The organism is Nocardioides salarius, assembly GCF_016907435.1.
Lineage (GTDB): Bacteria > Actinomycetota > Actinomycetes > Propionibacteriales > Nocardioidaceae > Nocardioides > Nocardioides salarius.
The window spans coordinates 1,488,171-1,510,494 of the sequence record NZ_JAFBBZ010000001.1 but is presented as its reverse complement, the minus strand read 5'-3'; the positions used below and the strand labels follow the sequence as shown (position 1 = coordinate 1,510,494).

Sequence of the window (22,324 nt, the reverse complement as noted above, 5' to 3'; positions counted from 1 at the left end):
GCGGGTCTCCTACCAGTGGACGGGTCGGCACGAACTCTTGGACATCGATTTCCGGACAAGTGTGGACGCTGAGCGACCACCGTGTCTAGAGTCACTCCCACGTCTCGGCAATCGATTACCGACGAGTGGAGAACACCATGAACCGATCCTTCCGCCTGGCGGCCGTCGCGACCGCCGCGACCCTGACCCTGGCCGCGTGCAGCACCGGCAACGAGGAGCCGACCACCGGCGAGGCCGGCGAGGCCGCCGACGAGTGCGTGATCGGCATGACGCAGATCAACCAGACCGCCACGTTCTTCACCCAGATGAACGAGGGCGCCCAGGAGGCCGCCGACGCCGCCGGCTGCGAGCTGCAGATCGCCAACGCCAACAACGACTCCGCCAAGCAGAGCAGCGACATCGAGAACTTCGTGTCGCAGGGCGTGACCGGGCTGATCGTGGTGGCCATCGACGTCAACGGCGTGCTGCCCGCCCTCGACCAGGCCACCCAGCAGGGCATCCGCACCGTCGCCATCGACGCCCAGCTCGACGAGGGTTCGGTCGACACCTTCGTCGGCGTCGACAACGAGGCCGCCGGCGAGGAGGCCGGCCAGTGGGTCATCGACCAGGGCCTGGCCGACGGTGCGACGTACGGCGTCGTCGACGCGCGCAGCTCCTTCATCCAGAACCAGCGCGAGGACAGCTTCCGCGCCGCCATCGACGACGCCGGCGCCACCTTCACCCAGGCCGTCGACGGCGAGAACGTGCAGGAGCAGGCCGCCACCGCCGCGCAGAACCTGGTCACCGCCCGCCGTGACCTCGACTTCGTCTACACCACCGGCGAGCCCGCTACCGTCGGCGCCGTCGCCGCGCTCGACGCCGACAGCGACACCAAGGTCATCGGCTGGGACCTCACCGCCGAGGTGATCGCCGGCATCGACAGCGGCCTGGTCACCGCGGTGATCCAGCAGGACCCGCGCCAGGAGGGCATCGAGGCCGTCAACGAGCTCGCCGCCATCCTCGACGGCGCCGAGCCGCAGGGCTTCATCTCGGTGCCGATCACCATCGTCACCCAGGAGAACGTCGACCCCTACCGCGAGGTCTTCGAGTGACGGCCCCGACCACCGAGACCCGCGACGTCGGCGTCGCCCGCGTCGAGATGCGGGGGATCCGCAAGAGCTTCGGCGCCCTCGACGTGCTGCGCGGCGTCGACCTGACCGTCGGTCGCGGCGAGGTCGTCGGCCTGGTCGGCGACAACGGCGCCGGCAAGTCGACGCTGATGAAGATGCTCGCCGGCGCGGTGATCCCCGACAGCGGCGAGATCCGCGTCGACGGGCAGGCGCTGCGCTCGCCCGGGCCCCGCTCGGCACGGGCCGCGGGCATCGAGATGGTCTACCAGGACCTCGCCCTGTGCAACGACGTCGACGTCGCCGGCAACCTCTTCCTGGGCCGCGAGATCTACCACCCGCTGACCCGGCGCCTCGACCACGCCCGGATGCACGAGGAGGCCGCCAAGGACCTGGCCACCCTGCACATCCGGATCAGCGACACCCGCCAGCTGGTGGCCAACATGTCGGGCGGGCAGCGCCAGGCGATCGCCATCGCCCGCGCCGTCACCTTCGAGCCCAAGGTGCTGGTGCTCGACGAGCCCACCGCCGCCCTGGCCGCCCGGGAGGTCGAGATGACGCTGCAGCTGATCCGCGACGTCTCCCAGCGCGGGGTCAGCGTCGTGCTGATCACCCACCGGCTGCAGGACCTCTTCGAGGTGGCCGACCGGTTCGTGGTCCTCCACGAGGGCGTCAACCACCGCGAGATGGCCCCCGCCGACACCGACCTCGGCGGTCTCGTGACCGCCATGATGGGGAAGTGAGCCCGTGAGCACGCAGACCGACACCCCTGGCACCCCCGACTCGACCCGCAAGCCCGGCAAGACCGGCGGGCCCGGCAGGCTCGGCCGCCACGAGTTCCTCACCCGCAACTTCGGGGTGCTCTCGATCCTGGCCGTCCTGGTCGTGCTGTTCGTCTTCTTCAGCGTCCAGACCGACGTCTTCCTGACCACCGACAACCTGGTCAACGTCGCCCGCCAGGTCGCGCCCACCGTGATCGTGGCGGTCGCGATGACCTTCGTCATCACCACCGGCAACATCGACCTGTCGGTGGGCTCGACGCTCGGGCTGACCGCGGCGTCGCTGGCGATCTTCGCTGAGAGCCGCAACGCGCTCGTCGCGGTCGCGCTGACCCTCGTGCTCGGCCTGGGCATCGGCATGATCAACGGCGCCCTGACCGCCTACGGCAAGCTGCAGTCCTTCATCGTCACCCTCGCCGCGCTCACCGCGGTGCGCGGGCTGGCGCTGCTGATCACCGACGGCTACAGCACCCCGATCACCTCCGACGCGCTGCTGCCCATCGGCAACGGCAAGCTCGCCGGGCTCTACACCCCCACCTGGATCGCGCTGGTGGTCGTCGCGCTCGGTTGGTACGTCTTCAACCACACCCGCTTCGGGCGCTACGTCGTGGCCACCGGCTCCAACGCCGAGTCGCTGCGCCGCGCCGGTGTCGACGTACGCCGCATCCAGCTCGCCGTGCTCACGCTCACCGGGCTGGCCGCCGGTCTGGCCGGTGTCATCACCGCCAGCCGCCTGGCCAGCGGGTCGGCCAACTCCGGCACCCTCTTCGAGCTCGAGGTCATCACCGCGGTGGTGCTCGGCGGCACCGCGCTGATGGGCGGCAAGGGCTCGATCGTCGGCTCCGCGATCGGTGCGCTGACCCTGGGCGTGATCAGCAACGGGCTGGTGCTGCTGCGCGTCGACGTCTACTGGGTGCCGATCACCCAGGGCCTGATCCTGATCGTGGCGATCTTGCTCAACGCCAAGCTCTTCGGCCGGGTCACCGGTCAGCAGGGCTGAGCCGATGACCCCCGTCCAGACCGTCCAGACGGTCCTGGGGCCGGTGCCCGTCGCCGACCTCGGGATCACCCTGAGCCACGAGCACCTGCTCAACGACGTCTCGTCGTGGTGGACCCCGACCACCTCGCGCGGCCTCGACCCCGCGGCGTACGCCGAGGCGCCGATCACCGCCGACCTGCTGTGGGACCTGCGCCAGGACCCCTTCGGCAACCGCGCCAACCTGGCCCTCGACGACGTCGAGGCGGCCTGCGAGGAGGTCGCGCGGTTCGCCGCGCTGGGCGGGGCCACCATCGTCGAGACCACCGGCTGGGGGATCGGGCGCGACCTGGCCGGGCTGCGACGGATCGCCGAGCGCACCGGCGTCCACGTGGTCGCCGGCACCGGCTTCTACCTCGAGGACTCCCACCCGGTCGACGTCGAGGCGCTGGGCGCCGACGGCGTCGCCGAGCGCATCCTCGCCGACCTGCGCGAGGGCGAGGACGGGGTGCGCCCCGGCATCATCGGCGAGATCGGCGTCAGCGCCGGCTTCACCCCCGCCGAGCGGGTCAGCCTGCGCGGCGCCCTGCTGGCCCAGGTCGAGACGGGGCTGCCGGTGCAGGTCCACCTGCCCGGCTGGTTCCGGCTCGCCGGCGACGTGCTCGACCTCGTCGAGGCCGTCGGGGCCGACCCCGCCAAGGTCGTGCTGTGCCACATGGGGCCCTCGGGCGCCGACCTCGACTACCAGCGCGCGGTGCTCGAGCGCGGCGCGTGGGTGCAGTACGACATGCTCGGCATGGAGGTCTTCTACGCCGACCAGGGCGTGCAGTGCCCCTCCGACGACGACAACGCCGCCCACCTGGCCCGGCTCATCGGGCTCGGCCACGGCGACCGGCTGCTGCTGAGCCAGGACGTCTTCGTCAAGTCCCTCCTGCGCCGCCACGGGGGCCCGGGCTACGCCCACCTCCTGCAGTACTTCGTGCCCCGCCTGCACCGCCACGGTGTCGACGAGGCCCAGGTGCTGCGCCTGCTCACCGACAACCCGCGCCGCCTCTTCGGCGGCGCCGACCACCACCCTGATCACCACCACGATCACCACCACGAGGAGACACCGTGACCCGCATCCTGCTGGCCGGCGAGAGCTGGATCTCGACCGCGACCCACGTCAAGGGATTCGACGAGTTCTCGAGCACCACCTTCCACACCGGCGCCGACGCGTTCATCGCCGCCGCCGCCACGGAGGGCCTCGAGATCGAGCAGATGTACGCCCACGACGTGCCCGGCTCGTTCCCGCGCACCGTCGAGGCGCTGTCGGCGTACGACGTGGTGATCCTCTCCGACGTCGGCGCCAACAGCTTCGTGCTCTCCCCGGAGGTCTTCCTCGAGGGCAGGCGCACCGACAACCCGCTGCTCGCGCTGGCCGAGTGGACCCGCGGTGGCGGCGGGCTGATGATGGCCGGCGGCTACCTCAGCTTCACCGGCTTCCAGGCCCGCGCCAACTTCGCCCGCACCGCCGTGGCCGACGTGCTGCCGGTGACGATGCTCGACGCCGACGACCGGGTCGAGGCGCCCCAGGGCGTGTCCATGGCGGTCACCGACCCCTCGCACCCGGTCGCCGCCGGCTGGGGCGAGCAGGCCGCCTCGGCGCCGACGCTGCTCGGCTACAACGTGGTGCGCGCCCGCGAGGACGCCACCGTCGTGGCCACCGTCGACGACGACGTGCTGGTGGCCACCCGCGAGGTCGGCGAGGGCCGCTCGCTCGTGTGGACCTCCGACATCGGCCCGCACTGGTGCCCCGAGGACTTCCTCGCCTGGGACGGCTTCGCCCCGCTGGTCGGCGGCATGCTGCGCTGGCTGGCCGACCGATGAGCGCCGTACAGGCGGCACAGGCGGCACAACCGGGCAAGCCGGTGCCGGTCCTGCTCGACTGCGACCCCGGCCACGACGACGCCGTCGCGATCCTGCTCGCGCTGGGCTCGCCCGGCACCGACCTGATCGGCATCACCACCTGCTTCGGCAACTGCGCCGTCGAGGACGCCACCCGCAACGCCCAGCGGGTGCTGGCGCTGGCCGGGCGCGAGGACGTGCCGGTGGCCGTCGGCGCCGCCGGACCGATGCGCGGCGAGCTGGCGCTGGGCAACTACGTGCACGGGGTCAGCGGCCTCGACGGCCCCGACCTGCCCGAGGCCACGGTCGCCCCGGTCGAGGAGAGCGCCGTGCAGCTGCTGGCCCGCAGCCTCGAGGAGTCGCCCGAGCCGGTCACCGTCGTGGTGACCGGGCCGATGACCAACCTGGGCCACCTGCTCACCGAGCGCCCCGACCTGGCCGACCGCATCCGCGAGCTCGTCTTCATGGGCGGCTCCACCGAGCGCGGCAACCACACGCCGACCGCGGAGTTCAACACCTACGCCGACCCCGAGGCGCTCGACGTGGTGCTCCGCTCGGGCGTGCTGCTGCGGATGGTCGGGCTCAACCTGACCCACCAGGCGCTGGCCACCCCCGCCGTCGTCGAGCGGATGTCGGCGATGCCGCACGAGGTCGGGCGCACCTGCGCGGCCTGGATGGGCTTCTTCGGCGACTCCTACGAGCGGATCTGGGAGTTCGCCGCGCCGCCCGTGCACGACCCGTGCACGATCGCGCCGCTGCTCGACCCCGACGTCATCGAGTGGCGCGAGGCGTTCGTGGCCGTCGAGCTCGACGGCACCTGGACCCGCGGCACCACCGTCGTCGACCTCTACGACCGCTACCCCGAGCACCCCGCCAACGTGCACGTCGCGATGGGGCTCGACGCCGAGCGCTACTGGGACCTGGTGCTCGCGGCGCTCGACCGGCTGGGGACGACGTGAGCGCGGCCAGCGGCCGGGTCTGCGTGGTCGGCTCCTTCAACGAAGACACCACCCTCGGCGTCGTCGCGCTGCCCCGGCCCGGGGAGACCACCCTGACCCGCGGCACCCGCCTGGTCTCGCCCGGCGGCAAGGGCGCCAACCAGGCGGCCGCCGCGGCCGTGCTGGGCGCCCGGGTCAGCATGGTCGGCGCGGTCGGCGACGACGAGCCGGGGGAGCGGGCGCTCGCCGCGCTCACCGACCTCGACGTCGACGTCTCGCCCGTCGCGCGCCGCGACGACCTCGGCACCGGCATCGCCGTGATCACCGTCGACGCCGAGGGCGAGAACACCATCGTCGTCGACCCCGGCGCCAACGCCTCGCTCACCGCGAGCGAGGTCGAGGCCGCCGTCGCGGCCGCCCGGCCCGACGTGCTGCTGCTGCAGCTCGAGGTGCCGGTCGACGCGGTGGCCGCGGCCGTCGCCGCCGCCCACGGCGCCCGGGTGGTGCTCAACCCGGCGCCGATGCCGGCCGACCCCACCCCGGTGCGCGAGCTGCTGGCCGGGGTCGACGTGCTGGTGCCCAACCGCAGCGAGCTGGGCCGGTTGGTGGGCCGGCCCGAGCCGACCGACCCCACCGGGGTCGCGGTCTGCGTCGCGGCGCTCGGCCACCACGGCAGCGTCGTGGTCACCCTCGGCGCCGCCGGTGCGCTGTGCTTCCAGGGCGACGACGCCCCGGTCGCCGTGCCCGGGGTGCCCACCGAGGCCACCGACGCCAGCGGCGCCGGCGACGTCTTCTGCGGCACCCTGGCCCAGCAGCTCGCCGACGGCGCCGACCTCCTCGAGGCGGTACGCCGGGCCAACGCCCTGGCCGCGGCCCACACCGTGCACGCCGGTGCCCGGGTGCGCGCCGACCTGGCCGCCCACTGACGCCCGGCCTGCCGGTGGTCCTCAGGCCGCCGGCAGGCCGTCGGCTGCGAGCAGGTGCAGCGCGGCGCCGGTCGCCAGCACCGCCTCGTCGAAGACCGCGTCGGCGGCGTGGTTGAACGCCTCGTGGCCGGGCACCTGCGCGCCCAGGTAGACCATCGCGCCCGGCCAGCGCTGCAGGAAGTAGGCGAAGTCCTCGATCACCATCGACGGCTCGCTCATCTCCACCACCTCGACCGGCGCGGGGCGCCCGCCGAGCGCGGCGCGCACCCGGTCGACGTACGCCGCGTCGTTGACCACGGCCGGGTAGCCCTCGGTGACGGTGGTGCCCGCCTCGACGCCGACCTCGGCGGCGGTGGCGCTCGCGAGGTCGCGCAGCGCGGTGTGCAGCCGGTCGCGCCGCTCGGCCGAGAGGGTGCGCATCGTGCCGCGCAGGCGCCCGTCGGTGGGGATGACGTTGACGGTGTTGCCGATCAGCGACTCGGTGACCGTGGCGACCAGGTGCTCGTCGCGGCGCAGCCCCTCGACGCGCTCGCCCAGGCGCCGGACCAGCTCGCTGGCCGCCACCACCGGGTTGCCGGCCAGGTGCGGCTGGCTGGCGTGGGCTCCCGGGCCGCGGTAGTCGACGCGGAACCAGTCGCCGTACGCCATGAAGGTGCCCGCGCGCAGGTGCACGGTGTGCGCCGGCCAGGTCGCGTGCACGTGGATCGCGAAGGCCTCCGCGTCGTCCACCGCCAGCGCGGCGTGCTGCGCGAGCGTCGGCACCGCGCCCCGGTCGGTCTCCTCGCCGGGCTGGAAGACCAGCACCGTACGCCGCCGGGGCGGCTGCTCGACCAGGCACGACGCGGCGCCCAGCAGCATCGCCATGTGCAGGTCGTGGCCGCAGGCGTGCATCGCGCCGTCACGCCGCGACGTGTGCGGCAGACCAGTGCGCTCGGTGACCGGCAGCGCGTCCATGTCGGCGCGCAGCACCACCGGGCGCTCGTCGGTCGTGCCCGGCACCTCGACGGTGACGCCGGCGCCCGGGTGCACGGTCGGCTCGAGGCCCAGCTCGCGCAGGGTCGTGGCCAGGTGGTCGTGGGTGTCGGGCAGCTCGAGCCCGACCTCCGGCTCGCGGTGCAGGTGGCGGCGGTGCTCGACCATCCACTTCTGGCGCTCGGCAGCCTGCCGCCAACGGTCCGTCACGGGGCGAGCCTAACGTCGCGCCACGGTGCGGCGGCGCCACGGCTGCGGATGCTGCTCCTAGGGTGACCAGGTGCTCTCGATCACCTACGTCAGCTCGGCCGCCGAGCTGCTCACCGAGCCCCAGCTGCTCGACATGCTGCGAGCGGTCCGCGCCAAGAACCAGGCGCTCGGGCTGACGGGGATGATGCTCTACCGCGACGGCAACATCATCCAGGCCCTCGAGGGCCCTGACGACGCGGTGGTCGAGACCTACGCGAAGATCTGCGCCGACCCGCGCCACCACGGGATCATCGAGCTGCTCCGCGAGAGCATCGCCGAGCGCACCTTCGCCCAGTGGACGATGGGCTTCCGCTACGTCGACGACCTCGATGCGCCCCTCGACGGCTTCAGCGACTTCCTGCGCACACGCCCCCCGGGCGCCGGTGAGGCACCCGGCAACGGGCCGATGTGGCTGCTCGGACTGTTCCGCCAGACCATGCGCTGAATCCCCGGGGGGTGAGCGTGGTCCTGGCACACTGGCGACCGTCCCCGGAGCCGGGGCAGCGACAGAGCGAGGAGCCGGGGTGCGGTCGACGGACGAGGACGGGGCCCCGGCGTCGACCTCTGCCGAGCGCGCGCCCGAGGCGCCGCACACCGGCGTCCTGCCCAGCGCCGACCTCTTCCGCGCCACCCTCGACGCGGTGCCCGACGCCGTCATCGTCGTCGGCGACGACGGGCTGATCACCGCCGCCAACACCCAGGTCGAGCCGGTCTTCGGCTGGCGTCCCGCCGAGCTCGAGGGCGAGCGGATCGAGGTGCTGGTGCCGCCCCGGCTGCGCCCCACCCACCCCCGGCGCCGCAACGGCTACAGCCACCGGCCGATGGGGCTGCTGCAGCTGCCGGCCTACCGTCGCGACGGGGTGGAGTTCCCCGCCGAGATCTCGCTGGCCTCCGTGCCCTACGGCGACGGTCGGCTCGCGGTCGCCACGGTGCGCGACATCACCGAGCGGCTGCGTCTGGAGGCCGAGGCCGACCGGCTGCGCGACGAGCTGCTGGCCACCGTCACCCACGAGCTGCGCACCCCGCTGACCTCCATCATCGGCTACGCCGAGCTGCTCGACGAGCTCGAGCACGACGCGCTCAGCCCGCTGGGGCGCGACATGCTGGAGCGGATCCGCGCCAACGCCGACCGCGAGCTGCGCCTGGTCACCGACCTGCTCACCCTCGCCGTCGGCAACCTCGACCAGATCCGGCTGCGGCTGCAGGACGTCGACGTGCTCGACCTGGCCGGCGAGGTCGTCACCGAGCGGCACCGCGACGCGCGCCGCAAGGGCGTGGCCGTGCACGTGCACGGCGACCCCGAGACGCTGGCCCCGGTGACCGGCGACAAGCACCGGCTCACCCAGGTCGTCGACAACCTCGTCGCCAACGCCGTGAAGTTCACCCCCGCGGGCGGCCACGTCGACGTCACCGTCAGCGCGCTCGCCGACTCCACCGTGATCACCGTCGCCGACACCGGCGCCGGCATCGAGCCCGCGGAGCAGAAGAAGGTCTTCGAGCGGCTCTACCGCAGCCGCAGCGCCACCGCCGACCAGGTGCCCGGCACCGGCCTGGGCCTCGCGCTCGTGCACGGCATCGTCGAGGCGCACCGCGGCAGCGTCGCGCTGACCAGCACCCCCGGCAAGGGCACCACCGTCACCGTGCAGCTGCCGCAGCGCCAGCCCGACGACTGACGCACCCAGGACCGGCGTCACCGTCGGGGCAGCGGGTCGTTGAGGGGGCATGCGTCGCCTCCCCGCCGTCCTCGTCGTGCTCCTCACCGCCCTGGGCCTCACCGGCGCCCTCGTGCCCGTCGGCGCCGTGGCGGCCGAGCGCTACCCGGTGCCCTACAACTTCCTGCCCTACGCCCTGCTCGGCGGCGCCCAGAGCGACGCCCCCGGCACCAACGACTGGGACTGCCGACCCAGCCGCCGGCACCCGCGCCCGGTGGTGCTGGTGCACGGCACCTTCGGCAACCGGGCCACGAACTGGCAGACCTACGGGCCGTTGCTGGCCAACGAGGGCTACTGCGTCTTCGCGCTGACCTACGGCGTCGACGACCTCGGCGGGCCGGCGACCGAGGTCTTCGGGGGGATGCGGCGGATGCAGTCGAGCGCCCGTGAGCTCAAGCGCTTCGTCGGCGACGTACGCCGCGCCACCGGGGCCCGCAAGGTCGACCTCGTCGGGCACTCCCAGGGCACCCTGATGCCGAGCTGGTACGTGAAGTTCCTCGGCGGGGCGAAGCACGTCAAGCGCTACGTCTCGATCGCGCCGCTGTGGCACGGCACCGAGGTCGGCGGCGCCGCCGCGCTCGCCGGCAGCGCCTCCGGGATGCCGGTCGACTCCTCCGTGCCGTTCTGCGTGGCCTGCGGGCAGTTCTCGCCCGACTCGCGGTTCCTGCGCAGGATCCGTCGCGGCGGGGTCGCGGTCGAGGGCATCGACTACACCAACATCGTGACCCGCTACGACGAGCTGGTGGTGCCGCACACCTCGGGCATCGAGCGGGGGATGACCAACATCGTCGTGCAGGACGAGTGCGCCACCGACTACGCCGAGCACTTCCAGATCGTCGCCGACCCGGTCGCGGCCGGGCACGTGCTGCACGCCCTCGACCCGCAGCGGCGTACGCCGGTCGGGTGCTCGGTGGTGCTGCCGTTCGTCGGCGGGCCGCCGCCGGCCGGCTGACCCCCGGGCCGGGAACGTGAGGACGCCAGGCCCGGCATCACTGGGGGGTGTGTACACGCCGGGCCTGGCGTCACTAGACCTGTTCCCCGAGGTGGACGTCTCATACATCCCTCCGAGGAAATTCCAGGATTTATCTTTGTGGGGTCCCGACGCGGTGCGAGGGTGGCGGGAATGCGGGGCCGCGCCGCGGAGTTGGGAGAGATCGTGCCCATCGACGACTCACGCCGCGTGTCCATGCTCATCGGCGTGCTCTTCGGGCTCGCCGGGATGGGCTCGGCCGCGGCCGCCGTGGCGCTGCCCGCGCTGGGCCAGGACTTCGGCATCGGCGTCGGCGCCACCGCCTGGACGATCAGCCTCTACGCGCTGATGTTCGCGGTCACCACCGCGCTCTACGGCCGCTTCTCCGACCTCGTCGGCATCCGCACCCCGCTGCTGGTCGGCATCGGCCTGATGACCGGTGGCGCGCTGCTGGCGGCGCTGGCGCCGACGTACGGCGTGCTCCTCTTCGCCCGCCTCGTGCAGGGCGCGGGCGCCGCGGCTGTGCCGACGCTCGGGGTGGCGATCCTCAGCGGCCGGTACGACGGCGCCGTGCGCGGGCTGGCCCTGGGCCGCCTGGCCGGCACCGCGGCCGCCGTGACCAGCCTCGGCCCGCTGCTCGGCGGGTTGACCGAGGCCGCCTTCGGGTGGCGCGCGGTGATGGCGATCCCGATGCTCGGGGCGCTGGTGATCCCGTTCGTGTGGCGGGCGCTGACCACCGAGGGCAGCGGGGCGCGCCTCGACGTGCTCGGCGCGATCCTGGTCGCGCTGACCGCCGCCGGGCTGGTGCTGCTGATCCAGTCGCCCTCGACCGGTCTGGTGATCGCGCTCGTCGGGCTGCTGCTGCTCGGGCTCGGCACCCCGCTGGTGGCGCTGCAGGTGCGACGCCGGCCCGACGGGTTCCTGCCCCGCGACGTGATCCGCAACCCCGTGGTGGTGCGCTCGGCGCTGGCCGCCGCGGCCGTGCCGGCCGCCTGGTTCGGGCTGCTGATCGCGGTGCCGGCGGTGCTCGTCGGCGAGGCCGGCTGGGAGCCCTGGCAGGTCGGCCTGCTGCTGCTGCCCGCCTCCCTCGTGGCGGTGCTGATGCCCCGGCTCACCGGCCCGCTGCTCACCCGGATCGGGGCGGTGCGCACGCTGGCCATCGGTGCCATCGCCTCGTCGCTGGCGCTGTTCCTCGCCGCGTGGGGCTCCGCCGTGCTCTCCCCGGTGCTGCTCGCCCTGGTGCTGATCCTGGTCACCTTCGCCTTCGGCGCCGGCCAGCCCGCCCTCTCGGCGTCGGTCGGCGAGGCGGTGCAGGTGCACGTGCGCGGCGTCGCCCTCGGCATCGCCACCCTGGTCTTCATGACCGGCGGCTCCGTCGGCTCCGCCATGGTCGGCGGGCTCGGTGGCGTCACCGGGCTGCCGTGGGCGCTGGCGATCCTCGGGCTGCTGCCGCTGCTGGGCATGACCGCGCTGATCCCGATCCTGCGCAGCTCGCCCGAGGCCGTGCTGGCTGACGCCGCGGACTGAGCCGGCCCGTAGTCTCTCGCTCGTGAACCAGGGGGAGGGGGTCGGGCGCGAGGGCGCCCTGACCTACGAGCCCGTCGGCGCGACGCGCGGTGAGCCGCCTGCCGGGTTCGACCACCTGCGCCACTCGCGGGTGGTGGGCCGGGGCAGGCCACAGCTCGAGACCGCCGCTCGGGCGGTGCTGGGCTGGCAGGCGCAGGACCTCCTCGGGTCGAGGGTGCAGCCGGGCGACCGGCCGGCCGCGGAGGGTGACGTCGTCGGGGTGCGGCTCGGCCTGGGGCCCTGGGCGCTCCGCGCCCCCGCGCGCGTGCTCTACGTCGTCGACCAGCCGGACCGGCGGGGGTTCGCCTACGGCACCCTGCCCGGACACCCGCTCACCGGCGAGGAGGCGTTCGTGGTGCATCTCGAGCCCGACGGCTCGGTGGTCTTCACGGTCACCGCGTACTCCCGCCCCGCGTGGCCGCTGGTCCGGGCCGCCGGGCCCCTGCTGCCGCTCTTCCAGCAGGTGATGGCCCGCCGCTACGCGCGCGCCATCGCCCGGGCGGTGCGCCAGGCCCACCGGGCGGGGTGACGCTCACCGCGACAGCAGCACGTCGCCCAGCAGCCGCACCGACTCGAGCGCCAGCTCGACGTCGAGCCGGTCCTCGAGGCCGCGCGAGCGCAGCTCGAGCGCACGGTCGACCCGGTACTTCACGGTGTTGCGGTGCAGCATCAGCCGTTCCCCCGTGGCCTGGTAGCTGCCGCTGACGAGGAACGTCAGCAGGGTCTCGCGCAGCCGTGCCGCGTTGTCGGTGTCGGCCGCCAGCGGTCCCAGCACGTCGCCCACCCACCCGGCCAGGTCGTGCATGTCGTGCAGCAGCATCGCCACCACGGCCACGGCCCGGTCGCCGTGGGCGGTGACCTGCTGGCCGGTGCTGGCCGCCCGGGCCAGGTCGCGAGCGGCGCCGGCCTGACGGTGGCTGGTGCGGAACCCGGCCGCGCCCCGACCGGTCTGGCCGAGCGCGACGCGTGCCTGCTCGTGGCGCGTCAGCACGAGCTCGACCACGTCGGCGGCCAGCGGGCTCGCGTCGCCGTTGCGGCCCCACCAGACCCAGGCCGTGCTGCGGTCGACGGCGGTGAAGAGCGCCGCGCTCGACCCGGTGGCCGAGCCCAGCTCGCCGGCGAGCGACTTGAGCGCGTCGGTGTGGTCGACCGCAGGGTTCGCCCCCGCCATCCACACCACCGCCGCGACGTGGTGCTGGTCGAGGCGGTAGCCGGTGCGCTCGGCGAAGTCGTGGTGGGCCCCCGTCGAGTCCTCGAGCACCCGCCGGACCAGGGTCGCAGCGATCGAGGCGCTGCGCTCCTCGACCTGGCGGCGCTCGCCCTCGTGCGCGTCGAGCACGATCCGGGTGATCCAGTCGACGTAGGAGTGCATCCAGCCGGCCAGGTGGTGCAGCAGCCGCAACCGGGTGTCGGGGTCGACGTCGATCTGGCGCACCTCCTCGAAGGCCTGCCCCAGCAGGTCGTCGGACCCGAAGTGGTAGGCCCGGCGCAGGGAGGTGCCGGGCACCCCGCGCTGCGCCAGCCGGATGGCGTACTCGGTGGCGGCCGTGATCGGCTGGACCCGCTCGAGCGGGATGTCGTGGCGCAGCATGTGCAGGATCGTGGCGATGTTGCCCTCCACGCTCGCGTGGAGCATGTCGGTCAGGTCGGGGTCGCCCAGGTCGACGATCGCCTCCTCGATGGCCTCGTTCATGCTCGCGTTGAGGTCGTCGAAGCGGCGCTGCAGACGCTCGCCGACCAGCGCCGTGAGCCGCGCGATCTCCGCTGCCTCGGGAGAGTCCGGCGGCACGGTCCGGCGGTGCGGCACCTGCTCGGTCATGGGGGCTCCGTCCATCGCTGCGCGCTCACGCCCCGAGCCGTGCCAGCGCCGAACGGGCGGCGTTGTAGCCGGCCATCCCGTGCGCGCCCGCGCCCGGCGGTGTGGCCGCCGAGCAGAGGTACACGCCCGGCACCCCGAGGGTGTAGGGGTCCAGGGCCGGACGTGGTCGGAAGACCAGCTGCAGCGCGTCGTTGGCGCCGGTCACCACGTCACCCCCGACGTAGTTGGGGTTGTGCTGCTCCATCTCGAGCGTCGACCGCACGTGCCTGGCCACCACGCGGTCGCGGAAGCCGGGTGCGAACCGTTCGATCTGGGCCTCGAGCGCCGCCGTCGCGTCGCCGGTGTAGCCCGCCGGCACGTGGGCGTAGGCGTAGACGGGGACGGTGTCACCACGCGCACGGGAGGGGTCGGCCACGAACTGCTGGCCCACGAGCACGAACGGCCGCTCGGGCATCCGGCCCCGGTGCACCTCGGACTCCGCGGCGGCCATCTCCTCGAAGCTGCCCCCGACGTGCACGGTGCCCGCCAGCCGGGACTGCTCGTGCTGCCAGGGCACCGCGCCCTCGACGGCGAACTCGACCTTGAACGCGCCCGGCCCGTGCCGGTAGCGGGTCAGGGCCTTGGCGATGCGCCTCGGCATGGCGCCACCGATGATGCGCACCGCGGCGCCCGGAGCGACGTCGAGCATCACGATGTCGGGGGAGTCGAGCTCGGCCAGCGACTCGACCCGCACCCCCGTCTCCACCGTGCCGCCGTGCTCGGCGAGCAGCGAGGTGAGGGCGGTGGCGATCGAGGCCGAGCCGCCGCGGGCCACCGGCCAGCCGTAGCGGTGCGCGGCGGTGCCGAGCGCCACCCCGATGGCCGAGGACACCGGGGAGCCGAAGGGGCGCATCGCGTGTGCGGCGACGCCGCCGAAGAGGCCACGGGCCTCGGCGGAGGACCAGCGGCGAGCGGTCAGCGCCGCCGGTGGCAGGGAGAGCAGCCCGAAGCGGGCGAGCTTGAAGGGGTGCCGCGGCACGTGCAGCATCGGGCGCAGGAAGTCCTCGGCGATGTCGCCGAACTGCTCGCTCAGGTAGCCGAAGACCGAGCGCCACGCCCTGCCGTCGGCGCCGAGCCCGGCCGCGGTGTCCTCCACCGAGCGCCAGGCCACCGCTCCACGACCTCCGTCGAGCGGGTGGGCGTACTGCGCCTGGGGCCACAGCCATTCCAGCCCGTGGCCGGACAGGTCGAAGCGGCGCGAGAAGGGCGTGTCGACCGCGAGCGGGTGGAAGCCCGAGCACTCGTCGTGCAGCAGGCCCGGCACCGTCAGCTCGTTGGTGCGGGTGCCTCCGCCGACGGTGTCGGCGGCCTCGAGCACCCGCACCTGCACGCCCTCGGCGGCGAGGGTGAGGGCGGCAGCGAGCCCGTTGGGCCCGCTGCCGACCACGACTGCGGTGGTCACGCCTCGACTCTGCCATCCGCCGGCGCGACAGGGACGACGGGTGCCGGGATCACCGTGCGCCCGGAGGCGGCACCCTGCGCGACCGGGTGCACGTGGTCCCCGGCCGGCTTGTAGCCGGCCATCCGCCACGTCACCGTGTGGGGGATGGGGCCGTTGGGCAGCCAGGGCTGCTCGTCGACCGCCTCGCGCACGTTCCAGGTGCCCCGCTCGACGACACCCAGGGCGGCGTCGATGACCTTGTACTCCTGGGTCGAGCGGTGGATCGGCTGGGACTCCACCCACACCACGATGCACTCGCCGGGCTCGAACCGGCAGCGCTTCTGCACGGCACTGATCGTCGCCTCGTTGTGCAGGTGGGCGTCGCCGAACTGCCAGCCCACCAGGGTCGTGCAGACGAACTCTCCCTCGCGGATGCGGTAGTTCTCCAGCCGGTCGAGGTGGCGCATCATCAGCGACATCAGGCCGCGGCCCTGGCTGTGCATGGTGCGCCAGGCCATCGCCTTCTGCATGAAGATCTCGGCGATGTCCTTGCCGAAGGCGCCGGCCAGCTGGTCGACCTGGTTGGCGTTGTACTTCACCAGGTGGGTGTTGAGCTTGTTCTCCGCCTCGTCGCCGCGGAAGGCCCACGTGGCCGAGGCCCAGTTGCCGGCGTACTGGCGCATGGAGGGCAGGAAGGAGACCAGGTCGGGTCGCAGGTTGCCCAGGATCGGGAAGGTCACGAAGGCGGCCACGACCGGCAGCAGCAGCCAGGCCGAGCTGATGTCGGTGACGGCGTAGCCGTCCCAGGCGGGGAACCCGCCGAAGATCCAGGCCGCCGCGAAGATGAAGAAGATGTTCCACTCCAGCGGCACGGCCAGCGGGAACGTGGAGGTGATGAAGACGTGGAAGGCGATCATGCCGGCGATCGCCAGCCAGGTCAGGGTCGGGCTCGTCGAGAACAGCAGGACCATCGGCAGCACCAGCTCGACGACGGTGCCGCCGACGTGGGCGAAGCCCCACGAGACCTTCGACGGGCGCAGGTCCTCCGGGTAGTCGCGGTAGAGCGAGCGCTTGAAGCGCAGCGAGGTGATCCAGGGGGTGTTGCTGACCATGGGCGGGACCACGTTGGTGAAGTGGTGGCCGAACTTGGAGATGCCGGCACCGAGCCAGATGGAGACCATGGCGATCTTGGCGGCCAGGATCATGTCGACGTGGTGGGACAGGACGCCGAAGAAGAACATCACCGCGACGTACTGCTCGGAGCGGGCGGCGAGGAAGACGACCTTGTCGCGCAGCCCCATCACGATGATCAGGGCGACGTAGGCGAGCAGGCCCCACTGCGGGAGCAGCCCGGCGTCGCTGCCCGGCATCGCGGAGGTCTCGGCGCCCGGGGTCACCATCAGGAAGCCGAGCACCGCCAGGATGACCAGGTAGATGGTGACGTCGACGGGGGTGCGGTGGTCGCCCCGCGTGAAGGGGACCTTGCCGGGCCACGGGGGCAGGCGCAGCGTGTGGCGGCGCGACCAGTAGAGGAAGCCGCCGATGAAGGGCTTGAACTTGAAGGCCAGCGGGCCCGAGGACGACGCGAGGCCGACGATCTCGAAGAGCACGGTCCAGACCATCAGCTTCTGGTAGACGATCGGCTCGCCCCACCACCCGGCGAGGTTGCCGAGGCCGCCCAGGCCCGGGGTGGTCAGCGCGATGACGAGCACGCCGCCGACGGCGTAGAAGACGAGCTTGTAGACGTAGAGCATGTGGTTCGACTTCGGGCCACCGAAGCCGTACTCGGCCCAGTGGGTGGCGAGCATCCGCATGCGGTCCATGAACGGCATGTCCTCGTAGTGGGCCGGGTCCACCGGCGGCATGTCTGCTGTCTTGAATCCCACAGTGATCTCCTTCGTCGGGGCAGGAGGAACCAGCGCGAGGACCTCGCGCTGCATCCGTCGTGCTGGTCGTGCTGGTCGTGCTGGTGGCGGTGGTGCGCTCAGGCGGGCAGGGCCCCCAGGGCGCGGCGCAACGTGGGCTTGTCGATCTTCCCGACGGGGTTCCTGGGCAGGGCGTCGATGATCTCGATGCGCTCTGGCACCTTCACCCTCGTCAGGTGCCGGCGGCAGTGGTCGAGCAGCTCGTCCTGGGTGAGGTCCGAGCCGGGGTAGGTGCTGACGTAGGCGACGGGCACCTCGCCGTACATCTCGTCGTCGCGGCCGACGACGGCGGCCTCGAGGACACCGTCGAGACCGGCCAGGACCGCCTCGATCTCCTTGGGGTAGATGTTCTCCCCGCCGCGGATGATCATGTCCTTCACGCGGTCGACGATCGTGAGGTAGCCGTCCGCGTCGAGATGACCCACGTCGCCGGTGTGCAGCCACCCGTCGACGACGGTCTCGGCGGTGGCCTCGGGCCGGTTGAGGTAGCCGCGCATCACGGTGGGCCCGGAGATGAGCACCTCGCCGACCTCGCCGGGAGGCAGGTGCTCGCCGTCGGCGCCACCGATGGCGAGCCGCTGACCGGGCAGGGCCGGCCCGACGGTGCCGAGCTTGCGGACGCCGTCGACCGGGTTGCACGCGGAGGCGCAGGTGCCCTCGGTGAGGCCGTACCCCTCGACGATCGTGAAGCCGTAGCGCTCCTGGGACCTCTCCAGCAGCTCGCGGGACACCGGTGCGGCGCCGCAGATGACGAAGCGCAGCGAGGAGGTGTCGGGGCGGACGTCGTCGGGCAGCGCGGCCAGGACCGCGTAGATGGTCGGCACCGCGGAGAAGTACGTCGGGCGCAGCTGCTCGACCCGGTCGAAGAAGGTCCGCGCCGAGAACTGACCGATCACGCTGAGCTGGCCGCCGGAGCGCATCGTGGCCAGCGCGCTGACCATGATCGCGTTCACGTGGAACAGGGGCAGGATGAGCATGCAGTGGTCGTCGTGGGTCAGCCGGAGGTGCTCGGCCATCGAGCGGGACATCGCCTCGGCGTGCGTGTGGTCGAGCATCACGCCCTTGGGGTGGCCGGTCGATCCGCTCGTGTAGATCAGCAGCGCGAGGTCGTCGCCGGCCAGCGCGACAGGACGCACGGCCTCGCCCCGGCGCTCGGTGCGCATGTCGTCGACGTGGATCGTGCACCGCCCGTCGGAGGGCGCGTCGGGCCCCAGGTTGACCACCACGGCGGCACCGGAGTCCCCCAGCTGGTGCTCGGCCTCGTGCGCGGTGAACACCGGGTTGACCGGGGTGGCGGCGCCGCCGAGGCGCCACGCGGCGAACATGGCCACGAGCAGCTCGACGCGGTTGGGCAGCATGATCGCCAGGACCGCGCCCCGCCCGAACCCCTGCTCGGCGAGCTGCTCGGCGAAGGCCTCGACCCGGGTCTCGAACTGCTCGTAGCTCAGCTCGACCCGGTCGTCGCGCAGACCGATCTCGTGACGGCGCTCGCGGAGCGCCGTCGTGCCGTCCCACGGCAGGTAGCCCAGCTGCATCGGACCTCCAAGGCGGATCGGGGGTGGGCGGCCCGGACGGCCGCCTCACCCCGAGGGGTGTGACCCACGACACTAGGGACGCGGCGCTCGACCGCCTACGGCGCTGGGGACGAACCTCACGGGCCTTTTTGTGCACGGCGCACCGGTCGCTGCGTGGTCGGCGATCCTGGCATCGGCGTCGTCTATCGAGTTACGATAGATATCCGCTGTTGGTCGAGAGGAGTGTTCCGATGAACACACGCGTGGTCCTGGTCCTGCGGGGCGTGATCGGGCTGGCCCTGGTCGGGTCGGTGGGCGTGCAGGTGCTGCTGGGCTTCCAGCTCTGGCTCGAACGCGGCGAGGACCGCGCCGACCTGCGTATCCCGCTGGTGGCGCTGCTCGTCGTGGGCGTCCTCGCGCTCCAGGTGATCGGGGTGGAGATCTGGCGGCTGCTGACGATGGTGCGCCACGGCACGGTCTTCTCGTTCGCGGCCTTCCGCCACGTCGACCGCGTGATCGCGGCCATCGGCGCCGGGGCCGTGGTGGTGCTGGGGCTGGCCGTGCTGGCGGCGTACGCCAACCGCACGACGCCCGGCGACGAGATCGCGCCCGGGGCCGTCGGCATCGTCTGCGGGCTGGCGCTGGTGGCCGGCGGGGTGGCGCTGGTGGTCTACGTGATGCGCACCCTGCTGGCGCAGGCGGTCGCGCTCGACGACGAGACCAAGCGGCTGCAGGCCGAGCTCGACGGGGTCATCTGATGCCGATCGTCGTCGACATCGACGTGATGCTCGCGCGCCGCAAGATGGCCGTCGGCACGCTCGCCGAGCGGGTCGGCATCACCCCCGCCAACCTGGCGGTGCTCAAGAACGGGCGGGCCAAGGCCGTGCGGTTCAGCACTCTCGAGGCGCTCTGCGAGGTCCTCGACTGCCAGCCCGGCGACCTGCTGCGCTGGGAGCCCGACCCCTCGGGGCCGGCGGACCCGAGGGACCCGGCGGGATCGTGACGGCTCAGCCGCCCGGCACCAGCCCGGCCTCGCGGAAGGCCTCCTCGAGGCTGGTCGCGATCAGCTCGTGGCCCGCGTCGAGGGGGTTGCCGGCGGGGCCGGTGGGCAGGTCGGCGAAGCCCAGCCTGGTCGGACGCAGCACCAGCGTGCCGTCGAAGGCACGCCACGCCCGCGTCATCGCCGTCTCGTCCTTCGCGCTCACGCCGTCGGGGCGGAACGAGCTGATCGCCACCACCGGCGCGCCCGGCAGGTCGGCCGCGATCCGGTCGCCCAGCTCGGAGATCGCCCGGGTCACCGCGTCGACGTCGGGGTCGGGGCCCGCGTAGTCGGCCTGCACCAGCACCGCGTCGGGGTCGATGTCGGCGAGCGGGGCGTCGGCCCACAGCTCGGAGACCGTGGCACCCGCCTCGCCCGCGGCGAGGTAGCTCGCGCCGGGCTCGGCGACCACCCGCACGTCCCAGCCCAGGTCGCTGCCCAGCCGAGCGGCGTACGACGCGTCGTCGCCGGAGGCGCCGTCACCGGCCGCCCAGCCGTCGCCGACCAGCAGCAGCACCGGGCGGGGCCGGTTGGCGGTCGGGGTCAGGGTCGAGAAGGTCGGCGGCTCGTACGCCGGCTCCGGCTCGGGCTCCGCGGTCGGCAGGCCCGGCGCATCGGGCAGCTGCTCGTCGCGCGAGCCCGGGTCGACGACCGACTCGACGTCGGTGTCGGTGGCGACCTGGTCGTTCCAGCGCGACCAGGCGTAGCCGGTGCCGCCCACGACCCCGACCGCCAGCAGCGCGACCAGGATCGCCGCGACCGGTGCCTCTCGTCGTCGACCCACCCTCGGCAGGGTAGGGGATCGCTCGACCTGCTGTGGCGGCCCGGTTGCTCTGCGAGAGTGCGGGCGTGGAGATCGGCATGACGCTGCCCGTGATGGAGCCCGACCTGTGGGCCGAGCCCGGCACGCTCGAGGCCTGGGCGCGCGCCATCGACACCGGGCCCTGGTCGTCGCTGTGCTTCGGCGAGCGGCTGGCCTTCGACAACCCCGAGACGCTCACCCTGCTCGGGGCGGTGGCGGCCTGGACCACCGACGTGCCGATCGCGCTCACCGTGCTGGTGCCGCAGCTGCACGAGCCGGTGCCGCTGGCCAAGGCGCTCGCCACCGCCGACCGGCTCTGCGGCGGGCGGCTCACCGTGGGGGTCGGGGTCGGCGGCCGCGACGAGGACTACCGCGCCGCGGGCGCCGACCTGTCGACCCGCACGATGCGCGAGATGGCCGAGCGGGTCGGCGTGATGCGGCGGGTGTGGGCGGGGGAGCGGGTCGTCGAGGCGACCCTGCCCGTGGGGCCGCCGCCCGGGCAGGCGGGTGGGCCGCCGGTGCTCGTCGGCACCATGGGCCCACGCACCGTGCAGCACGCCGCCACCTGGGCCGACGGGCTCGCCGGCGTCACCCTCGACCTCGACGTGGACGCCGTCGCGTCGCTCTTCGACCTGGCCCGGTCGTCGTGGGCCGAGGCGGGGCGGCCGGCGCCGAGGCTGACCACGTCGTTCTGGTTCGCCCTCGACGACGGCGACGGCGCCGCCCGCACCCAGGTGCACCGCCACCTGCGGCACTACATGAACTGGCTGCCCGCCTCCCTCGTCGACGCCATGGCGCCCACCACCGGGTTCGCCGGCACCGCTGCTGAGCTCGAGGAGACGCTGCGCGGGTTCGCCGCCCTCGGCTGCGACGAGGTGCAGCTGATCCCGACCTCCTGCGACCGCGACCAGCTCGCGGCCGCCGCCGACGTCGTACGACGGATGGGGTAGCGGGCCCCGTCGATGCCCTGGTCGATGCCCTGGTCGATGCTCTGGTCGATGCCCTTGGGGGCGGGCGGGATGATGGGCGGGCCGTCCCCACCCATCGTCCGGAGAGGTCCCATGTCGACTCCTGCCAGAGCGCGTCTGTCCGTCGCTGCAGCGGTGGTGGCCTGCGGGCTGCTGCTCGCCGGCTGCGCATCCGGCCCGGAGGCGCAGCCCTCCTCCTCTTCTGCGTCGTCTGCGGCCGCGGTGCTGGCCGACCACGACCTCGCGGGGCTCGAGGCCCCGGAGGTCATCGAGCGGCTCGACACCATGGCCCTGGCCGACCGGCCGGGCGACCTGATGGCCTCCGTGCAGCCGGACGCCGTCGTGGTCACCGACGACCAGGGCCGCGAGGCGCGACTGCCGATGCCGGAGGACCAGGTCTACGTCTCGGTCGCGCCCTACGTGGACCAGACCCACGAGTGCCACTTCCACAGCCTCACCACCTGCGTCGGTGAGCTGGGCGACGAGAGAGTCGACGTCACGCTGACCACCGCCGACGGCGAGGTGCTCGTCGACGAGACCCGCCGGACCTACGACAACGGGTTCGTGGGCCTGTGGGTGCCGCGCGACCTCGACGCGACCCTGACGATCACCCACGACGGGCGCACCGGGACGGCGCCGATCACCACCCGGGACCCCGACGACCCCACCTGCGTCACGACTCTGCAGCTGACCTGATCCGGCTCCGTCAGCTACTGAGGCCGGCCGAGCAGTCAGTTTCGCACCATCGACCGGTCG

At 73.2% G+C, this 22,324-nt stretch carries 22 protein-coding genes; 16 read left to right on the top strand and 6 right to left on the bottom strand.

Going from position 1 to position 22,324, the window contains the following annotated elements:
- Positions 1 to 137 precede the first annotated feature (137 nt).
- Genes JOE61_RS07320 through JOE61_RS07290 form a run of 7 tightly spaced genes read left to right on the top strand, consistent with a single transcriptional unit; the run spans position 138 to position 6,612 of the window.
- Positions 138 to 1,091 carry a substrate-binding domain-containing protein gene (locus JOE61_RS07320; protein WP_193670702.1) on the top strand — a complete coding sequence of 318 codons (954 nt, stop codon included), beginning with the start codon at positions 138 to 140 and terminating at the stop codon, positions 1,089 to 1,091.
- The gene (locus tag JOE61_RS07315) at positions 1,088 to 1,849 is read left to right on the top strand and encodes an ATP-binding cassette domain-containing protein (protein WP_204797172.1); all 762 of its coding nucleotides are present in this window, start codon (positions 1,088 to 1,090) and stop codon (positions 1,847 to 1,849) included. Before JOE61_RS07320 ends, JOE61_RS07315 begins: the two co-directional genes overlap by 4 nt.
- A gap of 4 nt (positions 1,850 to 1,853) precedes the next feature.
- Positions 1,854 to 2,885, top strand: coding sequence for an ABC transporter permease (locus tag JOE61_RS07310; RefSeq protein WP_204797171.1), 1,032 nt, complete (start codon positions 1,854 to 1,856; stop codon positions 2,883 to 2,885).
- 4 nt (positions 2,886 to 2,889) lie between these two features.
- The gene (locus JOE61_RS07305) at positions 2,890 to 3,978 is read left to right on the top strand and encodes a phosphotriesterase family protein (protein WP_193670703.1); all 1,089 of its coding nucleotides are present in this window, start codon (positions 2,890 to 2,892) and stop codon (positions 3,976 to 3,978) included.
- Positions 3,975 to 4,730, top strand: a complete 756-nt coding sequence (locus JOE61_RS07300; protein ID WP_193670704.1) for a glutamine amidotransferase — start codon at positions 3,975 to 3,977, stop codon at positions 4,728 to 4,730. The genes JOE61_RS07305 and JOE61_RS07300 overlap by 4 nt, the downstream gene beginning before the upstream one ends.
- Positions 4,727 to 5,707, top strand: coding sequence for a nucleoside hydrolase (locus JOE61_RS07295; RefSeq protein ID WP_193670705.1), 981 nt, complete (start codon positions 4,727 to 4,729; stop codon positions 5,705 to 5,707). Before JOE61_RS07300 ends, JOE61_RS07295 begins: the two co-directional genes overlap by 4 nt.
- Positions 5,704 to 6,612, top strand: coding sequence for a ribokinase (locus JOE61_RS07290; protein WP_193670706.1), 909 nt, complete (start codon positions 5,704 to 5,706; stop codon positions 6,610 to 6,612). Before JOE61_RS07295 ends, JOE61_RS07290 begins: the two co-directional genes overlap by 4 nt.
- Before the next feature lie 21 nt (positions 6,613 to 6,633).
- Here the strand turns inward: JOE61_RS07290 and JOE61_RS07285 are convergent, their stop codons facing one another.
- Positions 6,634 to 7,794, bottom strand: a complete 1,161-nt coding sequence (locus JOE61_RS07285; RefSeq protein WP_193670707.1) for a M20 metallopeptidase family protein — start codon at positions 7,792 to 7,794, stop codon at positions 6,634 to 6,636.
- A gap of 70 nt (positions 7,795 to 7,864) precedes the next feature.
- Between JOE61_RS07285 and JOE61_RS07280 the strand changes: the two genes are divergently transcribed.
- The 5 genes from JOE61_RS07280 (at position 7,865) to JOE61_RS07260 (ending at position 12,610) form a co-directional block, all read left to right on the top strand.
- Positions 7,865 to 8,278 (top strand): BLUF domain-containing protein, encoded by a 414-nt coding sequence (locus tag JOE61_RS07280; RefSeq protein WP_193670708.1) that lies wholly within the window; start codon positions 7,865 to 7,867, stop codon positions 8,276 to 8,278.
- Between the two features lie 79 nt (positions 8,279 to 8,357).
- On the top strand, positions 8,358 to 9,506 hold the full coding sequence (locus tag JOE61_RS07275) for a PAS domain-containing sensor histidine kinase (RefSeq protein WP_193670709.1): 1,149 nt from the start codon (positions 8,358 to 8,360) through the stop codon (positions 9,504 to 9,506).
- Between the two features lie 49 nt (positions 9,507 to 9,555).
- A complete protein-coding gene (locus JOE61_RS07270; RefSeq protein WP_193670710.1) occupies positions 9,556 to 10,497 on the top strand; it encodes an esterase/lipase family protein in 942 nt (313 codons plus the stop codon).
- Positions 10,498 to 10,701: 204 nt separating this feature from the next.
- Complete coding sequence (locus JOE61_RS07265; protein WP_193670711.1) at positions 10,702 to 12,042, top strand: MFS transporter; 1,341 nt, start codon at positions 10,702 to 10,704, stop codon at positions 12,040 to 12,042.
- A 22-nt stretch (positions 12,043 to 12,064) separates the two neighbouring features.
- Positions 12,065 to 12,610, top strand: coding sequence for a DUF1990 domain-containing protein (locus JOE61_RS07260; protein WP_193670712.1), 546 nt, complete (start codon positions 12,065 to 12,067; stop codon positions 12,608 to 12,610).
- A gap of 3 nt (positions 12,611 to 12,613) precedes the next feature.
- Here the strand turns inward: JOE61_RS07260 and JOE61_RS07255 are convergent, their stop codons facing one another.
- From JOE61_RS07255 to JOE61_RS07240, 4 genes are all read right to left on the bottom strand, one after another.
- Positions 12,614 to 13,900 (bottom strand): PucR family transcriptional regulator, encoded by a 1,287-nt coding sequence (locus tag JOE61_RS07255; RefSeq protein WP_193670713.1) that lies wholly within the window; start codon positions 13,898 to 13,900, stop codon positions 12,614 to 12,616.
- A gap of 25 nt (positions 13,901 to 13,925) precedes the next feature.
- On the bottom strand, positions 13,926 to 15,341 hold the full coding sequence (locus JOE61_RS07250; protein WP_193670714.1) for a phytoene desaturase family protein: 1,416 nt from the start codon (positions 15,339 to 15,341) through the stop codon (positions 13,926 to 13,928).
- A complete protein-coding gene (locus JOE61_RS07245; RefSeq protein WP_193670715.1) occupies positions 15,338 to 17,206 on the bottom strand; it encodes a DUF3556 domain-containing protein in 1,869 nt (622 codons plus the stop codon). Before JOE61_RS07245 ends, JOE61_RS07250 begins: the two co-directional genes overlap by 4 nt.
- 98 nt (positions 17,207 to 17,304) lie before the next feature.
- Positions 17,305 to 18,780 carry a class I adenylate-forming enzyme family protein gene (locus JOE61_RS07240; RefSeq protein WP_193670716.1) on the bottom strand — a complete coding sequence of 492 codons (1,476 nt, stop codon included), beginning with the start codon at positions 18,778 to 18,780 and terminating at the stop codon, positions 17,305 to 17,307.
- 230 nt (positions 18,781 to 19,010) lie between these two features.
- Between JOE61_RS07240 and JOE61_RS07235 the strand changes: the two genes are divergently transcribed.
- Positions 19,011 to 19,517 carry a DUF2975 domain-containing protein gene (locus JOE61_RS07235; protein WP_193670717.1) on the top strand — a complete coding sequence of 169 codons (507 nt, stop codon included), beginning with the start codon at positions 19,011 to 19,013 and terminating at the stop codon, positions 19,515 to 19,517.
- Complete coding sequence (locus tag JOE61_RS07230; protein ID WP_193670718.1) at positions 19,517 to 19,762, top strand: helix-turn-helix domain-containing protein; 246 nt, start codon at positions 19,517 to 19,519, stop codon at positions 19,760 to 19,762. Before JOE61_RS07235 ends, JOE61_RS07230 begins: the two co-directional genes overlap by 1 nt.
- 4 nt (positions 19,763 to 19,766) lie before the next feature.
- On the opposite strand, the gene JOE61_RS07225 is transcribed toward JOE61_RS07230, so the two are convergent.
- A complete protein-coding gene (locus JOE61_RS07225) occupies positions 19,767 to 20,582 on the bottom strand; it encodes an SGNH/GDSL hydrolase family protein (protein WP_193670719.1) in 816 nt (271 codons plus the stop codon).
- Between the two features lie 65 nt (positions 20,583 to 20,647).
- Here JOE61_RS07225 and JOE61_RS07220 point away from each other — a divergent pair, with 65 nt between their 5' ends.
- Together JOE61_RS07220 and JOE61_RS07215 are read left to right on the top strand one after the other, a co-directional pair.
- Positions 20,648 to 21,550, top strand: coding sequence for an LLM class flavin-dependent oxidoreductase (locus JOE61_RS07220; protein ID WP_204797170.1), 903 nt, complete (start codon positions 20,648 to 20,650; stop codon positions 21,548 to 21,550).
- Between the two features lie 111 nt (positions 21,551 to 21,661).
- On the top strand, positions 21,662 to 22,264 hold the full coding sequence (locus JOE61_RS07215) for a CueP family metal-binding protein (RefSeq protein ID WP_193670720.1): 603 nt from the start codon (positions 21,662 to 21,664) through the stop codon (positions 22,262 to 22,264).
- Positions 22,265 to 22,324 lie beyond the last annotated feature (60 nt).